The sequence below is a fragment of the Micromonospora globbae genome (assembly GCF_036184225.1).
In the GTDB taxonomy this organism is placed as follows: Bacteria; Actinomycetota; Actinomycetes; order Mycobacteriales; family Micromonosporaceae; genus Micromonospora; species Micromonospora globbae.
The window spans coordinates 2583875-2599591 of the sequence record NZ_CP108084.1 but is presented as its reverse complement, the minus strand read 5'-3'; the positions used below and the strand labels follow the sequence as shown (position 1 = coordinate 2599591).

The following is a 15717-nucleotide window of genomic DNA, read 5'->3' as shown; positions in this document are numbered from 1 at the left end:
ACGTCGCGGACTCGCCATGGCCCCACCGACACCATAGGCGCCGCGGGGTAGACGGCCCGGCGATGCGGTGCGACCACCAATGCATTCGTTGTCGCAGATCTTCGCCCGGGGTGAGCTGGTTCCCGCCCACGATGACGTGGGGGGCAAAGATGAGAAGGGCTCATGGACGGGGCTGGAGGTGAGCGCCGGCCCGGCGCGGGAGGGAACGGCGGCAGGGGCGGTGCTGCGCAGGCCGGTCGCGCCGATGCTCGCCGCACCAGTCGATGCCGTGCCCGAGCGTCCGGGCCTGATCCACGAGCCGAAGTGGGACGGGTGGCGGGTGATCGCCTTCCGCGGCACCGACGGGGTGTACCTGCAGTCGCGGGCCGGCCGGAACCTGACCACCTACTTCCCGAACCCTCGGGAATTGCATCGGATGAGCTCGTTCCATCGTGAGCTGCTAGTCCTGGAGCCTACCTGCGACCGATTACGCCCTCGACCAGAGGGCCGGTGAGCTGCGCTTCTGGACTACCTATCCCGCCTGATGCATGATTCACCCGTCATACGGGCTCGGGGAGGGTGAGTGGGGCGGGCTAACCTCGCGGGTTCGGCGGGTCTGGAGCTGGTCGCCGGTGTGGTGCAGCTGCGGCCTCAGGAGGCGATGGTGGAGGCGATGCTGCGGGGCTGGCGGGCGCAGCAGACGGCGCGGGGGCTGCGAGAGGACACGATCGCGCAGCGGGAGCATCTGGTCCGGGGTTTTCTGGCCTTCACGAATGAGTTTCCCTGGGCGTGGTCGGCCTCCCATGTGGACGAGTGGTCGCTGTCGTTGACCAGCGAGAAGCATCTACGGCCGTCGACGATCCGCAGCTACCAGGGCCAGTTGCGGTTGTTCACCGAGTTCCTGACCGATGGCCGGTATGGCTGGGTAGCGGCGTGTCAGGAGGCGTTCGGAACGCATCCTGTCCCGGTTTGTCATGAGTGGAACACGCTGTCGCATCTGGATGACTACGAGGGCGATCCCGAGGCGCGTGCTTTCACTCGGGAGGAGCTGCAGCGGTTCCTGGACTATGCCGATGATCAGGTCGGCCGGGCGGTTCGGGCCGGGCGCAAGGGGGCGCTGGCCGCGTATCGCGATGCCACCTTGTTCAAGGTGATCTACGGGTGGGGGCTGCGGCGCACAGAGACCGCGAAGCTGGACCTGCTCGACTGGGGCCGCAACCCGGCGGCTCCGGAGTTCGACCGGTTCGGGATGCTGCATGTGCGTTACGGCAAGGCCAAACGGGGCCAGCAGCCGCGTCGGCGGAACGTCGCCTCGGTGATGGGATGGGCGGTGGAGGCGGTGGCCGACTACGTGCACAACATCCGGCCGCGGTTCGGTTCAGAGGAGCACCCGGGCATGTGGGTCACTGAGCGGGGTGGCCGCATCAAGCCGGCCGAGATCAACGCCCGCTTCGGTGCTTACCGTGAGGCGTTGGGGATGTCGAAGGCACTGACGGTGCACTCGCTGCGCCACTCGTATGTGACACACCTGACGGAGGACGGTGTGGACCGGCGATTCGTTCAGCAGCAGGTGGGGCATGAGCGCGACAGCTCAACAGCGGTGTATACCCACGTCAGCGACGACTTCATGAGTACGGCGTTGCGTAGGGCGCTGTCGCCGGCCTTCACCGGCGGGGGCATCGGAGCCGAGGAGGGGCGTTGAGCGGCGCCAAGCTGGATTACCGGTGGCATCTACGTCAGGTGATGGCCAGCCGCGGCATGTTCGCCACCACCGACCTGCTCGGGCCCTTGGCCGAGCGAGGTGTCCGGCTGTCCTCCAGTCAGGTCTACCGGCTGGTCGTCGAGCGGCCGGAGCGCTTGAGCTTGAAGGTCTTGATGGCGTTGCTGGACATCCTCGACTGCCGGATGGACGACCTGGTCGAGCCCGTCGCCGCCGAGGCGGCCGCCCGGCCACGCAAGGCGGCCGCCGCTGGGCAGGCGGGGGTCGGGGATCTGCGGCCCAAACGGGCCCGGATCACGGGTGTCGAGAAGTGACCGCTGCGGACAGCGGAACCGAGCTTGACCTGCTGCTGCCCGTCGTGGAGGCCATCACCCGGGTTGACCCCACGGTCGACGCCGCGCTGGTGCGGGCCACGGTCGCCGGGGTGGCGGGCGGCCACGCCGCCAAGCGCCGTCGGCTGGTGCAGGCGATTTTCGAGCGACCGCAGGTGCTCGTCGACGGCCAATCACCGGCTCCTTCCGTCGTGGGTCAGCTCCTTCTGGCGTTACGCGAGGCGGGCGTGGCGCAGGTGTCGGCGCCGCGCTGCGCGGGCTGCGGCAAGGGCCTGGTGAGGAATATGTGGCGACGCGGCGGGCAGTGGTACTGCTCGGTGTGCGCCGAGCGACGGGAGCCCTGTGCTTCCTGTGAGCGGATCACGAAGGCGCACAGCCGGGACCGGGACGGGCGCGCGCTGTGTGCCCGCTGCACGCCGGCAGACGGCGCCGCGTGTTTGCAGGCGGTCGCCGCGGCCGTCGCCGCGGCGGACCCCGGCATACCCGCTCACCTGATCGAGGAAGCCGTGCGTGAGTCGGCGCCCAAGCCTCAGCAGCTGCGACGGCTCGCCTGGGCCGTTACAGAACGCCCAGACCTGCTCACCGGATCAGGGCACGACGCTCCGACCCACACGGTGCTGCTGCTCATCGACCACCTCCGCGCATGGGGCGCTACCCGCATTCAACCGCCCAGTTGCCCCGGTTGCCGGCGCACTGTTGCGCTGGTCGAGTACCGCGACCGAGCGCGAGTCTGCCACACCTGCGCCGGCAAGTCCCGCGAGGTGGAATGCAGCCGCTGCGGTAAGGTTCGCGAACCGTCCGCCCGCGATCTGCAGGGACGTCCGCTGTGCCGGTACTGCAACGCGACCAACCCGGCGAACCTGAAGCCGTGCGTACGCTGCGGCCGGCGCCGTCGTGTCTACGCCCGCAGCGACGACGGGCCGGTCTGCGAGGCGTGCCGGACACCGCCACCGATACAGGCGTGCTCCATCTGCGGACGGCTCGCGCACTGCGAAACCTCGAAAGCCACTGGCTTGCCCTGGTGTGTGCGCTGCCGAAGCAGGCGGGCGAGGTGCGCCGGCTGCAGCCACGTCCGGCTCGTGCGCAGCGGCACGATCGACCGGCCGTTGTGCGCTGCCTGCACCCGGGCCGAACCTGGGTTCTGGCTGTGCTGTCCCCGCTGCGGCGTCTCCGGCCAACTCGCGGCCACCGTGTGCAAGCGCTGCACGCTCGGCGACCGGCTTGACCAACTCCTGGCCGACCACACCGGCGCGATCTCCGCCCCGATGCAGGCACTACGTGACTTCCTCGTGGCCGGCGACCGGCCCCAGAACGTGTCGGCCTGGCTGAATCGCCAGCCCCGTGCCCGCTCCCTGCTGTCCGACCTCGCCACCGGCCGCATCCCGCTCACGCACGACACCTTCGACGCGCTGGAGCCCGACAAAGCCGGGCGGTACCTGCGAGAACTACTCGTCGGCGCGGGAGTGCTGCCGCCCCGCGACGAACTCCTGGCCCGGCTGGAACGGTGGCTGCACGCCACCATCGACGCCATCCCCGACCCGGCACAGCGGCACCTCGTGCGGCAATACACGGTATGGCACCTGCTCAGACGGCTCCGCCGTCGCGTCGCCGGCACCCATGCCAACTCCAACCAGTGCGGCGCGGTGCGGGACCAGACCCGCGCCGTCATCAGCTTCCTCGACCTGCTCAGCGCCAACCACCTGACGTTAACCACCTGCTCCCACACCCACGTCGACCGGTGGCTCGCCGTCGGCCAGATCCGCAACAGCAAGGCAGTCGGCGCCTTCCTCCGCTGGGCGACCACCAACAAGCTGACAACGGTCTACCTACCAGTCCAGCAATGGGGCGGACCAGGTGCACACATCGACGGCGATCGCCGGTGGGAGATCGCCCGCCGGCTCCTTCATGACCACACCATCGGCCTGGCCGACCGCGTCGCCGGGCTGCTCGTGGTCCTCTACGCCCAGAACGCCGCCGACGTCAGCCGGCTCACTTTCGGCCACGTGCAGGTCACCGACGACAGCGTGCGGATACGACTCGGCGACCGGCCCATCGAGATACCCGAACCGCTCGCCACTCTGACCCGCGAACTCGTCACCGCCAGAACCCACTCTCGCAGCCACGTGGGCAGCCAGACGTGGCTGTTCCCCGGCCGGCTCGCCGGGTGCCCCATCACCGACGGCGCGCTCCGTGATCGCCTGGCGCGGATCGGCATTCACGCCAGGGAAACGCGAACCGCGGCACTGTTCCAGCTCGCCACCGAACTGCCCGCTGCGATCCTGGCACGCGTACTCGGCATCGACATCAAGGGTGCAGTCAGATGGCAACGAGCCTGCGCCGGAGACTGGACCACCTACGCAGCCGACGTCAGCCGCCGACGCTGACCTCGAAAACACCGAGGTCAATGCGATGCCGCTTGGCGTCACACCTTGATCGAGGACAGGACCAACAGCCCGGCCAGCACCGGCACCAAGATGGCGTTCGAGACGACAGCCAGGAGCAGGCCCGCGACCGTGCCGGTAATCGAGCCAAAAGCGAGGCCTCCAGCCAGACGCGCGCGGCGCAGCACGGGAAGCTGCCGTCGCAGCTACAGCTGTCGGCGCACTGGTCTGAACGCAGAGACAGGTACGGCGGCTTGACGCGCAGACCTTGCAAGGCATCAGTTGCCGGCGATGTTCGTCAGTGCCAACTGCGATGGGCGTGGCGGCATCCCCGGCCGATAACGTCGTGTACCGAGTAGCCGCCATCGGGGCAACCGTGCCGCGTCTGCTGTGGCCGATGGAGGGTGCGTGGCGGCTTTCGCCGACACGCACCCCGCTTATCGGACTTCGATGATGACCTTCCCGAACGGGCTGGTCGATTCGTAGTAGCGGAACGCCGCACCGGCTTCCTCGAACGGGAACACTCGGTCGATGACGGGCCGAAGCTGGTGGGCGGTGATGATCTCGTTCAGACGGATGAACTGGGCGTAGCTTCCGACGGCCAACGCCCGGATCGTCGCGGCGACACCGAACACCAGGCGAGGGTCGAGTGGCGGCCATTCACCGGAACGGGACCCTACGAACGCGACGTGCCCGTTGATGGCGAGCGACTTCAGTGACTGCTCCAGTGTGCCGGCGGTGTCGACTACCCGGTCGACGCCCCGCCCACCGGTGATGTCGCGGACCGCGGTGTGCCAGTCGGGAACGGCACGGTAGTTGACGACCTCATCAGCACCCAAGGCACGAAGGCGCTGCTCCTTCTCCCTCCGGCCAGTTGTGGCGATCACTCTCGCACCGAGAAGCTTGGCCAGTTGTACCGCGAACAGTGATACGCCGCCCGAGCCGGTCGTCAGTACCGTGTGCCCCGGCTGGATCCCAGGACCGTCCCCGGTTAGGGCGTTCCACGCCGTGACCGCGGCGCACGGCAACGTCGCGGCTTCGGCGTAGGAGAGGTGTTCGGGGATCGGGACGAGGGCCTGCTCCGGGAGGATGGCTAGTTCGGTGAGCATGCCGTCGAGGGAGCCTCCCAGTTGTGGCAGGTGTGACGGTTGCAGGGGGCCGTCCCGCCATTGCGGGAACAGCGTGGCGGTGATCCGGTCGCCCGGTCGCACCCGCTGGACACCCGGGCCCACGGCAATGACCTGCCCGGCCCCGTCCGAGACTGGGATGACGTCCGGCTTTACGGGCAATACGTACTGCCCGCGCAGAACCAACAGTTCGCGGAAGCTGAGCGAGACGGCGTGTACCGCAACCGCGACCTCGCCGATGCCTGGCGTGCGCGGTTCGTGGCTGCGCAGCGACAGGTCGTCGATGCCGTCGCCGCTGGCGACGTGGTAGCTCCGTACAGGCCGGGGCAGTGTCGCGGTCATCGTGGTCATCCCTCGATGAACTGGTAGTCGCGGACGATGCGACCGTCCGCGCCGAAGATGAGGATCTCCAGCCCGACACCGGCCACGTCGCCACCGGCGCGAGGCACCATCTCCCAGTGGAACTTGACCACGTCGTGGAGCCGGTCGGCGTCGCCGCGGGACCGGAACACGAAGGTGCCCGGGGCGACGAACTCCTCATAGGCTCGCGTCACCCGCAACTCCAGCGCGTCATGCCCGCGTGCCTCCAGGACGAGGCGATCGAACCCCAGCCCTTCAGCGCGCTGTCTCATCTCCTGAGGAGGCTGCAGGACATGGACCGCGTCGGCCGACCACAGCTCGCGAATGGCGGCGCGGCGACGTTCCGGGTCGGGTTCACCCCACACCGCGACGTAGCGGTCGGTGAGATCCTGCAGGTCGATGTCAGCCATGATGATCCTTTGATCGTGGTGATCGTTTACGACCACGACTGTCCTGCGCCGAGAGCGCCGCCACAATTCCCCGAAGGGAATCGCCGATCGGCACCGCAACGGCTACACAGGAGGAGTGATCACCGAGTCAACCAAGGGCGGAATCGCCGACGCGCTTCGGCGATGGCGCACCCACCGACGCGTCAGCCAACTCGAACTGGCGGTGCGCGCCAGTACCACCCAACGGCACGTCAGCTTCATCGAAAGCGGACGTTCGACCCCTGGCCGGGCGATGATCATACGGCTGGCCGAGTCGCTGGAGGTGCCGATCCGCGAGCGCAACGAACTACTCCTGGCCGCAGGATTCGCGCCCGCGTACCCGCACACCGACCTGGACGACCCCCGACTGGCTCCGGTCCGGACCGCCCTTGATCGCGTCCTGCACGGCCACCTGCCGTACCCGGCCGTGATCGTCGACCGCTACGGCGACCTCGTCTCGGCCAACGCCGGGTTCCACATGATCACCCGGGGAGTCGACTCAGACCTGCTCGCCCCACCGACGAGCGTTCCCAGGGTCCTACTGCATCCCCGGGGTCTCGCGCCGCGCATCGTCAACCTCGACGAGTGGGCATGGCACATCATCGACCGCGTCCAAGCCGAGAGTCTGCGCAACCCGAGCGACCGGCTCCGCCGCCTCGCTGCGGAACTCGTCGACGTGGCGCCTCCGCGTCCACGGCAACTCCCGTCACATCACCTCGGCTTCGCGGTGCCGCTGCAGCTCCGCACGAGTGAGCCGGACAATCGGCAACTCCGGCTCATCACCACCCTCACTCACTTCGGTACCGCCACCGACGTCACCATCGCAGAACTGCGACTGGAAGCATTTCTACCGGCCGACGAAGCGACCAGCGCCGCACTGACCGAGCTCGTTACGTGGTAAACACCATCCGCTCATGGCCGCAGACCGCGCCCAAGGGCAGCGCGCCGCTGAACTACGTGTCACGCGAGCACTGGCTCCATGCAATTTAGGTCAGGAACCCCCTGGGCTCGCGACCACACGCGGCTTGCCTCGGCACCTCCTGTCCACGACTACGCCGCCTCGACACCTCTTCGTCGAGCATCGTCAGGCGACACGAAGGCCAGCATTCGGACAGTTCTGATATCCCACATCGCCAGCAGACATCACCCGCGCGATCCGGGCGGCCATCCCACCAGGGGCAGTGCTCGACGGTGAGCTGATCGTCTTCGAGCGCGGCCGGACGAACTTCGCGCAGCTGCAGCGGCGCGTCACCGCCGGCCGCGACCTGCCGCGCATGGCGCGCGAGTGCCCTGCCCACTACGTGCTGTTCGACCTGCTCGCCGACGGCGGAGGGCAGGTGATCCTGGACCTGCCGTTGTCGGAGCGACGGGCCCGGCTGGAACGGTTGCTCGCCGGCGCACCGGCGCAGTTGACCCTGACTCCGCAGACGTCGGACATGCGGCAGGTGGCCGACTGGCTGCTGAACTGGACCGTCGCGGCGGGCATCGAGGGCGTGGTGAGCAAGCGCCTGGACGGTCGGTACGAGCCGGGCCGGCGCGGCTGGTGGAAGTTCCGGTCCCGGATGGTCACGGAGGCCGTCGTCGGTGGGGTGACCGGCAGCATCAGCCGCCCGGAGACCGTACTGCTGGGCCGGTTCGACCAGCGGGGCCGGCTGCGGTACACCGGCCGCTCCCACCCGCTGACCACCGGTCAGGCGGTCGATCTGGCGTCGCTGCTGTCACTGCCGCGGCTACCACGGCGCGCAGCGGCGGCCCACCCGTGGCCGCAGCCGCTGCCCGCATCGTGGTCGGGCCAGCTGGACCGGCCGGAGCCGCTGCCGTACGTGCAGGTGGAGCCGACGGTGGTGGCGGAGGTCGACGCTGACGTGGCGTTCGAACGCGGACGCTGGCGCCACCGGGTGCGCTACGCGAGGGCCCGGACCGACATGTCGGTCTTCGACGTGCCGCTGCTCCTCGGCGAGGGGGAAGACCCGTCGGGGGCGTCACCGCCCGCCGCACCGCGAAACGGCACGGCGGGCGGGCCGGTCAGCGGTGCCAGGGGCCCGTGATGGCGAAGGTGGTGCCGGGGTTGTAGCAGTTCACGTACAGGGTCCTGCCCCGGTCGTCGAAGACCACGCCGGCGAACTCGCCGTACGAGGGGTCGTCGGCGGTGCCGACGTTCTGGCGGTTCCTGGCGAAGACGAACGGGTCGCCGTCGGCGGTGACACCGAGCAGGTGCTGTTCCCCGTCGCCGTCCTCGCAGATCATGAGGCCGCCGTACGGGGACAGGCAGATGTTGTCGGGCGCCTGGTACAGCTTGTCGTCGGGGGTGGCCGAGTCGCGGGTGAACACGACCTCCAGCCGGAGGCGGTTGCGCACCGGGTCGTACCGCCACACCTGGCCGTCGTGATCCACCGTGGAGCCTTCGTCGGCCCGGGAGTACGACGACACGAAGTAGGCGGCGCCGTTGCCCCAGTAGCAACCCTCGAGCTTCTGCGCATGGGTGATGCCGGCCGGCCCGTAGTCCTGCTCGCGGGTCGGCTCCGAGGTGGCGAGCGGGTCGGGCACCGTGACCCACTCGATCCCGCCGAACTCGGTACCCGGTTCCTGCACGGCGGACAGGTCCGCCACACCCGGCACGCGCATGGCCTGCAACAGGCCACCGGCGCGCAGGCTGCCGTACCCGCCGAGGGGCCGGTTGGGCCTGAAGCGGTAGAAGCAGCCGAACGGGAACGCGAACGCGTCCTCGGTCTCGTACACGATGCCGGTGCGCGGGTCGACGCAGATCGCCTCGTGCTGGAAGCGCCCCATGGCCGTCAACGGGGTCGGGGTGGCGTTCGCGGTGTTGTGGAACGGGTCCACCTCGAAGATGAACCCGTGGTCCTTCTCGTACCCGTTGGTGCCGGCGCGGCTCTCGTTCTCCTCACAGGAGAGCCAGGTCTGCCACGGCGTGATGCCGCCGGCGCAGTTCACCGCGGTCCCGCCGAGGCTGACGCGCTCCTCGATCAGGCCGTTGCCGGCGTCGAGGACGAGGGTGGTGGTGCCGCCGAAACCGCCCGGGTCGTACTTGTACTCCGGGGGCGCGGGCACCGGGTTTCGGGCGGTCGGGGAGTTCTCGTGGTTGCGCACCAGCACCCCGCGCCCACCACGGCCGCGGAAGTAACCCATGCCGTCGAAGCGGCTCGGCACGGCGCCGCCACCGGACTTCAGTGGCTCACCCTCCCGGCTCACCACCCGGTAGCGGAAACCGCGCGGCAGGTCCAGCAGCCCGGCGGGATCCGGCACGAGCGGTCCGTAGCCGGCCCGCGGCACCACCCCCGCGGCGCCGACCGCCATGTCCGCGCTGACCAGGGCGCCGACGGTGCCGGCGAAGGTCACCGCGACGCCGGCGGCGCCGGCACGGGTGAGAAGCTCCCGGCGGGAGAGCGTCGCTGGGCTGTCGTCAGATGGGGTCATGAAACTTCCCTTCAACGAAGTCCTTCCATCTGCCACTAAACACCAGCCGCACGCTCGGAGGATAGATGCTGTTCACTTGTTGTTTCACCGATGGCCATCTTTGCGCGACGTCATCCGTTGAGCCGGTGCGGGTCGCGCTACCACCAGCCGGTGGCGCCGAGTGTGGACGCGAGCGCCCCGCCGACGAGCCCGCCGAGTGGGACGGCTACCCAGGCCGCCGCTCGCGCCGAGAACACGCGCGCAGGCCGGCCGGGTGCTCTACCGCTGAGGCGTCGCAGCGAGCGACGTTGCGCCTCGCGGTGCGGTGCGGTGACGACGACTGCCCACTTGGGGCGGCGAACGCCGGATACTGTGTTATGGTTGCCCAGTTGCAGTTTTGATTTCCGTAGACGTCTCGGCGCCTGATGGGTCAACCAAAACCCGTCCAGGTGCCTTTTTCGTTTCGTGTCGCTTCCGACGCGGGTGATCAACGCGGCGGCGCGCGAGTCCGCACAGTGCGGTCTCCATCAGCCTGCGGAGGAGCAGACATGGCTACAGGTACCGTGAAGTGGTTCAACGGCGACAAGGGATTCGGCTTCATCACCCCGGACGGCGGCGGCGCGGACGTCTTCGCCCATTTCTCGGCGATTTCGGCGAGCGGCTTCCGGAGTCTCGATGAGAACCAGCGGGTGGAGTTCGACATCACCCAGGGCCCGAAGGGCCCGCAGGCGTCGGACATCCGCTCGCTCTGATCCACGCTTCGCCGAACGGCGGCCCGACTGGTTCAGCGGGCCGCCGTTCGGCGTATCGTCCGTCATTTCCTTAGTTCCCGAGCAGTACCAATGCGGTACGGGGCGTGGGCGGGCAGATGATGACCATCCACCCGCCCACGGCACCCCGTCAGAGGACCCGGACTCTTACCGCCGGCGGCGGCTGGCCTCGGGGATGTTCGCCTCGATCTCCTCGTGACGGACCTGCTCGTCAATCGGCTGGTCCTCGACCACCTCGTTCTTGGCGAGGTGGACACGCTCGACCGGCACCCGGTCCTTGGCCACCACGGGACGTTCGGCGCGGAGCTGCATTTCCTGCTCGGCCTCGCCCATCTCGGCGCGAACGTTACGCGCGTCAGCCGCGTTGATCGGCTCGCGCTCGACGTACACCTCGTCGTGCTCGACCGGTACGGTGGTGTGCACGTTCTCGGTGACCACATGCTTGCGCAGTACCGCCTTGCCAGCAGGCTGGCTCTCCGTGCCCACCCGGAGCCGCTCCTCGGAGCGGATCAGTTCCTCGCGGCTCTCCGGGGCCTGATGCGGCTGCATCCGGTAGTACGTATACAACTGGGCGGTCTGCTCCGCGTTCAGCGGCGTAGTCGTGCCGCGCGGCACGGCCGGGGCGTTCTGAACGGTTGCCTTGTCGTAGGCGACCTTCAGCCGTCCGCCCTGCATCTGTGCGTTGGCCAGCGGAGCCATCGGCTCCTGACCGCCACCAGTCTGCACGCTGACCCAGGCCGGGTCGCCCGCAGTGGCCCAAACCTGGCCGACGCTGCCGATCTTGGCACCCGACTGGTCCTGGACGTCCTGATCAAACAGCGAACGCACCTGCTGTTCAGTGAATCGCATGGGTCGTCCTCATCTCGCGTGTAACCTCCGCGTACCCGAGGCGTCCCCGGCCATTCGTCGATCCGGGAGCCCGCAGGGGTTGCCATACGAGTGCACCGACAGGCCCAGCTCTTCTCCTCGCTGGACGGTAACGGGACGTTCCCGCCCACGCCCAGGGTGAGCACTGTGGCGACCTTGACGTTCGTCACGATAATTCGGATGTGCCGACCCAGCGGAAGCGTCTCCTGTCGAATCCGACGATCATCGGCGCGGTGATCGCGGCCTCGGCGACAGTCCTCGCCGCAGCCGTTCCCGTCGTGATCGAGCTCTCCAAGAACCGTCCAGCCGCTGATCCCCCGACCATGCCCGCGGCCACCGCCCCGGCGGTCGCCACAGAGACGGCGACGGCGCCGACAGTCAGCCCCACTCCCTCCCACACGGCAGAGACCGGGCACCAGTCACTGGTCAGCATGCCGGAGACAGACGACCTCGAAGGCTGGACGCAAGAGCCGCAACTGGTGGCCGGTCAAACGCGGGATGTCGTTCTCGCCGCCTCTCCCTGCTGGCTCAACGACGACTTCACCGCCACGTTCGTGGTGAGCCGACGCTTCTCGACCCCTCAGGGCGAGTGTGGGCATCGCGGACGACTCCCCGGTGGCGTTGCCGCTCCTGTTCACCGTCCTGGCCGATGGCAAAGCCGTCTTCACCGCCAAGGTCGGACTCGGGAAGGTGCGGCCCGTCAACGTCGACATCAGCACGGCGACACAAGTGTCCCTCCGGGTCAGCACCACGAGCACCAATCAGTGCCATGGAGGCACCACCGGAGTCTGGATAGCACCCGAGGTGCGGCACTGATCCCGTCGACGATCAGGACCACCGGAACGCCCGGCCTGTTCTGCGGTCAGCCGGGCGTGTCCGCGCGGCTCGCCTTCGCCGCGCGGCCGAGGCGGAGGGCCGAGATGAGGAAGAAGATGGCGCCGGGGATGGCGTAGCCGATCGCGTTGGTCAGTGCCGGGTCGTCCGCGGAGGCGGCCGCGACGAACGACCCGCCGGCGAGCACGGAGAGCCCACCGCTGATGATCATCGGCCACTGGCCGCCCATCGCGCGGCGGGTGACGCCCACGACCAGCTGCACCAGCCCGGCCACGACCGCCCAGGCGCCCCACACCCGCAGCATCGCCGGGATGCCGGACGTGCCGGCGACGGCCAGGCCGATCGCGGCGAGCAGGCTGACCGCGATGTTCACGTACAGCAGGGTGGGTGATCCGGTGGCGCGCGAGGCGCGGGCGTCGACGACGGCCGCGGCGACGTCGAACAGCGGGTAGATCACGAAGAGGGTGACGGCGAGAGCGTCGAGGTCGCCGGCGATCGCAAACGTGACGCCGGCCCAGACGATGGCGAAGGCGAAGCGGACGACGTACAGCCGCCGCAGGGCGGACGCCGTCGTCGAGATACCGGGTGCGGCAAGGGTGGTCATGGTCATCCTTTCGGTGGGCCCTGAGGGGACCGCGAGGGGCTGCCGCAGGGACAGCCGCAGTAGAACGAACGTTCTGTCTCGCGCTGACGGTAGGGGGCCGTGCGCCGCCATGTCAAGACAGAACGTTCTACCTACTCGTCGGTTGGTCGGCCGCCCGCTGCCGGCCCCGCACCCGGACCGCCCGTGGGCCGAGGCGCGGCACGCTCGCGCCGCTCCCGGCGGCGGGCGGGCTCGTTCATGAAGACGGCGGCATGCGGTGCCGGTCGTCGCCCTCAGGGACCGAACGTTCTGTCCACTACCATGGGTTCATGGCACGTAGCGAAACGGGCGTCCGGCCGTCCGAGGCGCGACAGCGGCTCCTCGACACGGCGACCAGGATCTTCTACGGGGAGGGAATCCACTCGGTCGGCGTCGATCGGATCATCGCCGAGGCGAAGGTGACCCGGGCCACGTTCTACCGGCACTTCCCGGGCAAGGAAGACCTCGTTGTCGCGTACCTGCAGACGGCCGATCAGGCCATCCGCGACCAACTGGACGTGGCCGTCGCCGCCGGCCTTCCCGCGCCCGAAGCCCTCCGGGCCGTCGCGGAGTCGATCGCGCGGGACATCCAGTCCGCCGGATTCCGCGGCTGCGCGTTCCTCAACGCCGTGGCGGAGTATCCCGACCCTGACCACCCCGTGCACCAGGCCGTCCTCGCGCACCGGCAGTGGTTCCTGGACACGATCCAGGCCCTGCTGGCACGCATCGAGGAGACCGAGGCCGAGTCCGCCGCGCGGCACTTCGTCATGCTCCGCGACGGCGCCATGGCGGCCGGCTGCCTCTTCGACCCGGTGCTGATCTCCGAGACCTTCCTGCGCGCCGTCGAGGAACTCGTCCGCACCCACGCCGCACGCCGGCCATCCCGGACCGCATCCCAGAACTCCTGACGTCCGAGCTCCGGGGCTGGCGAGAGGTGCTGCCGTGGGAGACGTGGCGGTAGATCCTTCGTGAAGCGGGTCAAGCCGGTCACGCCGACGTCAGTACGCCGCGCGTGGACCGGACGCCGGGGCATCGGGACGGCCTCGCCTAGGATCAGCTCATCGTGGACGCGGGCGCGGAGAGTGTGATGGTTGCTGTCGCGCCGGGGCAGGTGATCCTGTCGGACCGGCGGACGCAGCGCACGTGGTCGGTGGAGGTCGAGCCTTTCCAGATCGGCGCGTTTCCGGTCACCCAGGCGGAGTACGCCATGGTTCTCGGCGAGCGTCCGAGCGCGGTTCGCGGGGATCGGTTGCCGGTCGAGGGAGTCTCGTGGTGGGACGCCGTCCGGTTCTGTAACGCCCTGTCCCGACGGGAAGGGCTGGTGCCGGCCTACCAACTCGATAGCGACGGTGAGGGCATCGAATGGGATCGGTCCGCTGACGGGTACCGGCTGCCGACCGAGGCTGAGTGGGAGTACGCGTGCCGCGCCGGCACGACCGGCCCGCGATACGGACCGCTGGACGAGGTCGCGTGGTACCGCGCCAACTCTGGCGGGCGCGTCCACAAGGTCGGTGGCCGGCAGCCGAACGCCTGGGGCCTGTACGACATGCTGGGAAACGTGTGGGACTGGTGCTGGGACGTCTACGACGCCGAGGTCTACGGCACCTACCGGGTACTCCGCGGCGGCGGTTGGTTCGATGAGCACTGGAGTTGCCGCGCGTCCGTGCGCCGTCGCAGCCATCCGGCCTACCGCGTCGATGACGTGGGGTTCCGCCTCGCCCGTTCCGCTCCGCACTGAGGGGGCCGCTCTCAGCGGAACAGCCTCTGCTTCACGTCAGCCGTCGAGCAGCCGCCATACGGTGAGGGCGAGCCGCGCCCGCATCAGTCCGGTGGGCTCGGTGAGGTCGATGCCGAGGGTCTTCGCGATCTGGTCGACGCGGCGGGCCACGCTGCTGTGGTGCAGGTGGAGACGCTCGGCGGCGCCGCGAAGGGAGCCGGTGGTGCAATAGGCGTCCAGGGTCTCCAGGTCTTCCGGGTGGCCGGCCATTCGGGCGATCGCGGCCACGTCGGCGTTGTCGCGCGCGGCGTCCTGACGTATTTCGGCCAGCAGCGTCAGCGCGCCCAGATCGTCGTGATGGACGATCGGTTGGCGTGGGGTGGTGAAACGCAGAGCGGTACGGGCTTGGAGCCAGGAACGGTCAGGGCGGTCGACGGCGCCGATGCCCGCGCGCACGCCCGCCGGAAATCGTGCCGGGTCCACGTTGCCCGCCAGGATCACGCCGACGTCGGCGAGTGGTGCCGCCTTGACCAGGCGGGCCGGGCAGATCAGGCTGCCAACCTGGTCGAGCGGAAGCCGTGACCGTACGGCCACGACGCGGACGGGCAGGTCGGCGGGGAAGCCCAGCAGCCGCATCGCCCGGGCTCTGGCCGCTTCGTCGCTGTCGGCGCTGATGACCAGTTCGACCAGTGCGGGGTCGGCCATGGTGGTGTGCGCCGGGCCGTATCGCTCGAGGACCGCCGCGACGGCGATGGCGAGCCGCTCCAGCAGCGCTTCGTCGAGCAGGCTCGGCGGCCCGGGGCGTTCCAGCCATACCGTGCCGATCTCTTCCTCGTCGAGGATGATCGGCCCTTCGCTGGACGCCGGTGACGGCGGGCCGGACGCCTTCCTGCCGTCAGGCGTCACGCGAATCACCCGCCCGGTGCCGGTCAGTCGGATCCCGACCACGCACTCGGCCAGGCCCGCCGAGGCCCGGGCGAGCGCCGGCAGATCCACCCGCCGACGCATCAGCGTGTCGTAGAACATCACGACGCGGATCGCGCCGCCGAGATGCGGATCCAGTCCCGACAGTCGTTCCACCAACGCTTCCATGACGCAAGCGTAGGCGCCAATCGGTGCGCGATTCGCGGCGAACGCCCGACGGATGGCGGGTGATCCGGCAGGGG

Annotated in this window: 16 protein-coding genes and 1 pseudogene; 10 read left to right on the top strand and 7 right to left on the bottom strand. The window is 69.3% G+C overall.

What is annotated here, in order from left to right:
- Positions 1-88 precede the first annotated feature (88 nt).
- The 4 genes from OG994_RS11435 (at position 89) to OG994_RS11420 (ending at position 4415) form a co-directional block, all read left to right on the top strand.
- A complete protein-coding gene (locus tag OG994_RS11435) occupies positions 89-493 on the top strand; it encodes an ATP-dependent DNA ligase (RefSeq protein WP_328853155.1) in 405 nt (134 codons plus the stop codon).
- A 69-nt stretch (positions 494-562) separates the two neighbouring features.
- A complete protein-coding gene (locus tag OG994_RS11430; RefSeq protein ID WP_328853154.1) occupies positions 563-1681 on the top strand; it encodes a tyrosine-type recombinase/integrase in 1119 nt (372 codons plus the stop codon).
- Complete coding sequence (locus tag OG994_RS11425) at positions 1678-2013, top strand: helix-turn-helix domain-containing protein (protein WP_328853153.1); 336 nt, start codon at positions 1678-1680, stop codon at positions 2011-2013. The genes OG994_RS11430 and OG994_RS11425 overlap by 4 nt, the downstream gene beginning before the upstream one ends.
- Complete coding sequence (locus OG994_RS11420; protein ID WP_328853152.1) at positions 2010-4415, top strand: hypothetical protein; 2406 nt, start codon at positions 2010-2012, stop codon at positions 4413-4415. The genes OG994_RS11425 and OG994_RS11420 overlap by 4 nt, the downstream gene beginning before the upstream one ends.
- 38 nt (positions 4416-4453) lie before the next feature.
- Here OG994_RS11420 and OG994_RS11415 read toward each other — a convergent pair whose 3' ends face one another.
- The 3 genes from OG994_RS11415 to OG994_RS11405 form a co-directional block, all read right to left on the bottom strand.
- Complete coding sequence (locus OG994_RS11415; protein ID WP_328853151.1) at positions 4454-4600, bottom strand: hypothetical protein; 147 nt, start codon at positions 4598-4600, stop codon at positions 4454-4456.
- Between the two features lie 249 nt (positions 4601-4849).
- Positions 4850-5881: a zinc-dependent alcohol dehydrogenase family protein gene (locus tag OG994_RS11410; RefSeq protein WP_328853150.1), complete on the bottom strand. Its 1032-nt coding sequence runs from the start codon at positions 5879-5881 to the stop codon at positions 4850-4852.
- A 5-nt stretch (positions 5882-5886) separates the two neighbouring features.
- The gene (locus tag OG994_RS11405) at positions 5887-6309 is read right to left on the bottom strand and encodes a hypothetical protein (RefSeq protein ID WP_328853149.1); all 423 of its coding nucleotides are present in this window, start codon (positions 6307-6309) and stop codon (positions 5887-5889) included.
- A 115-nt stretch (positions 6310-6424) separates the two neighbouring features.
- On the opposite strand from OG994_RS11405, the gene OG994_RS11400 reads away from it, so the two are divergent.
- Together OG994_RS11400 and OG994_RS31560 are read left to right on the top strand one after the other, a co-directional pair.
- Complete coding sequence (locus tag OG994_RS11400; RefSeq protein WP_328853148.1) at positions 6425-7228, top strand: helix-turn-helix domain-containing protein; 804 nt, start codon at positions 6425-6427, stop codon at positions 7226-7228.
- A gap of 241 nt (positions 7229-7469) precedes the next feature.
- A pseudogene (locus OG994_RS31560) lies at positions 7470-7868 on the top strand (ATP-dependent DNA ligase); the annotation flags it as partial.
- 484 nt (positions 7869-8352) lie between these two features.
- Here the strand turns inward: OG994_RS31560 and OG994_RS11390 are convergent.
- Complete coding sequence (locus OG994_RS11390) at positions 8353-9762, bottom strand: alkaline phosphatase PhoX (RefSeq protein WP_328853147.1); 1410 nt, start codon at positions 9760-9762, stop codon at positions 8353-8355.
- A gap of 527 nt (positions 9763-10289) precedes the next feature.
- On the opposite strand from OG994_RS11390, the gene OG994_RS11385 reads away from it, so the two are divergent.
- Entirely contained in the window at positions 10290-10493 is a 204-nt protein-coding gene (locus OG994_RS11385) for a cold-shock protein (protein ID WP_120330954.1), read from the top strand.
- 165 nt (positions 10494-10658) lie between these two features.
- On the opposite strand, the gene OG994_RS11380 is transcribed toward OG994_RS11385, so the two are convergent.
- The gene (locus OG994_RS11380) at positions 10659-11360 is read right to left on the bottom strand and encodes a YsnF/AvaK domain-containing protein (RefSeq protein WP_328853146.1); all 702 of its coding nucleotides are present in this window, start codon (positions 11358-11360) and stop codon (positions 10659-10661) included.
- A 609-nt stretch (positions 11361-11969) separates the two neighbouring features.
- Here OG994_RS11380 and OG994_RS31555 point away from each other — a divergent pair.
- Positions 11970-12194: an NPCBM/NEW2 domain-containing protein gene (locus tag OG994_RS31555; protein ID WP_407942579.1), complete on the top strand. Its 225-nt coding sequence runs from the start codon at positions 11970-11972 to the stop codon at positions 12192-12194.
- 46 nt (positions 12195-12240) lie between these two features.
- Here the strand turns inward: OG994_RS31555 and OG994_RS11375 are convergent, their stop codons facing one another.
- A complete protein-coding gene (locus tag OG994_RS11375) occupies positions 12241-12816 on the bottom strand; it encodes a hypothetical protein (RefSeq protein WP_328853145.1) in 576 nt (191 codons plus the stop codon).
- A 308-nt stretch (positions 12817-13124) separates the two neighbouring features.
- Between OG994_RS11375 and OG994_RS11370 the strand changes: the two genes are divergently transcribed.
- Both OG994_RS11370 and OG994_RS11365 read left to right on the top strand, forming a co-directional pair.
- Positions 13125-13742 carry a TetR/AcrR family transcriptional regulator gene (locus tag OG994_RS11370; protein ID WP_328853144.1) on the top strand — a complete coding sequence of 206 codons (618 nt, stop codon included), beginning with the start codon at positions 13125-13127 and terminating at the stop codon, positions 13740-13742.
- A gap of 179 nt (positions 13743-13921) precedes the next feature.
- Positions 13922-14572: a formylglycine-generating enzyme family protein gene (locus OG994_RS11365; RefSeq protein WP_407942603.1), complete on the top strand. Its 651-nt coding sequence runs from the start codon at positions 13922-13924 to the stop codon at positions 14570-14572.
- 36 nt (positions 14573-14608) lie between these two features.
- Here OG994_RS11365 and OG994_RS11360 read toward each other — a convergent pair whose 3' ends face one another.
- Positions 14609-15643 (bottom strand): PucR family transcriptional regulator, encoded by a 1035-nt coding sequence (locus OG994_RS11360; RefSeq protein ID WP_328853142.1) that lies wholly within the window; start codon positions 15641-15643, stop codon positions 14609-14611.
- Positions 15644-15717 lie beyond the last annotated feature (74 nt).

What these genes read in the sequence shown, in the direction of transcription:
- OG994_RS11410 (WP_328853150.1), bottom strand. Translation starts at nt 5,881, where the DNA reads ATGACCGCGACACTGCCCCGGCCTGTACGGAGCTACCACGTCGCCAGC.
- OG994_RS11405 (WP_328853149.1), bottom strand. Translation starts at nt 6,309, where the DNA reads ATGGCTGACATCGACCTGCAGGATCTCACCGACCGCTACGTCGCGGTG.
- OG994_RS11390 (WP_328853147.1), bottom strand. Translation starts at nt 9,762, where the DNA reads ATGACCCCATCTGACGACAGCCCAGCGACGCTCTCCCGCCGGGAGCTT.
- OG994_RS11385 (WP_120330954.1), top strand. Translation starts at nt 10,290, where the DNA reads ATGGCTACAGGTACCGTGAAGTGGTTCAACGGCGACAAGGGATTCGGC.
- OG994_RS11380 (WP_328853146.1), bottom strand. Translation starts at nt 11,360, where the DNA reads ATGCGATTCACTGAACAGCAGGTGCGTTCGCTGTTTGATCAGGACGTC.
- OG994_RS11375 (WP_328853145.1), bottom strand. Translation starts at nt 12,816, where the DNA reads ATGACCACCCTTGCCGCACCCGGTATCTCGACGACGGCGTCCGCCCTG.
- OG994_RS11370 (WP_328853144.1), top strand. Translation starts at nt 13,125, where the DNA reads ATGGCACGTAGCGAAACGGGCGTCCGGCCGTCCGAGGCGCGACAGCGG.
- OG994_RS11365 (WP_407942603.1), top strand. Translation starts at nt 13,922, where the DNA reads ATGGTTGCTGTCGCGCCGGGGCAGGTGATCCTGTCGGACCGGCGGACG.
- OG994_RS11360 (WP_328853142.1), bottom strand. Translation starts at nt 15,643, where the DNA reads ATGGAAGCGTTGGTGGAACGACTGTCGGGACTGGATCCGCATCTCGGC.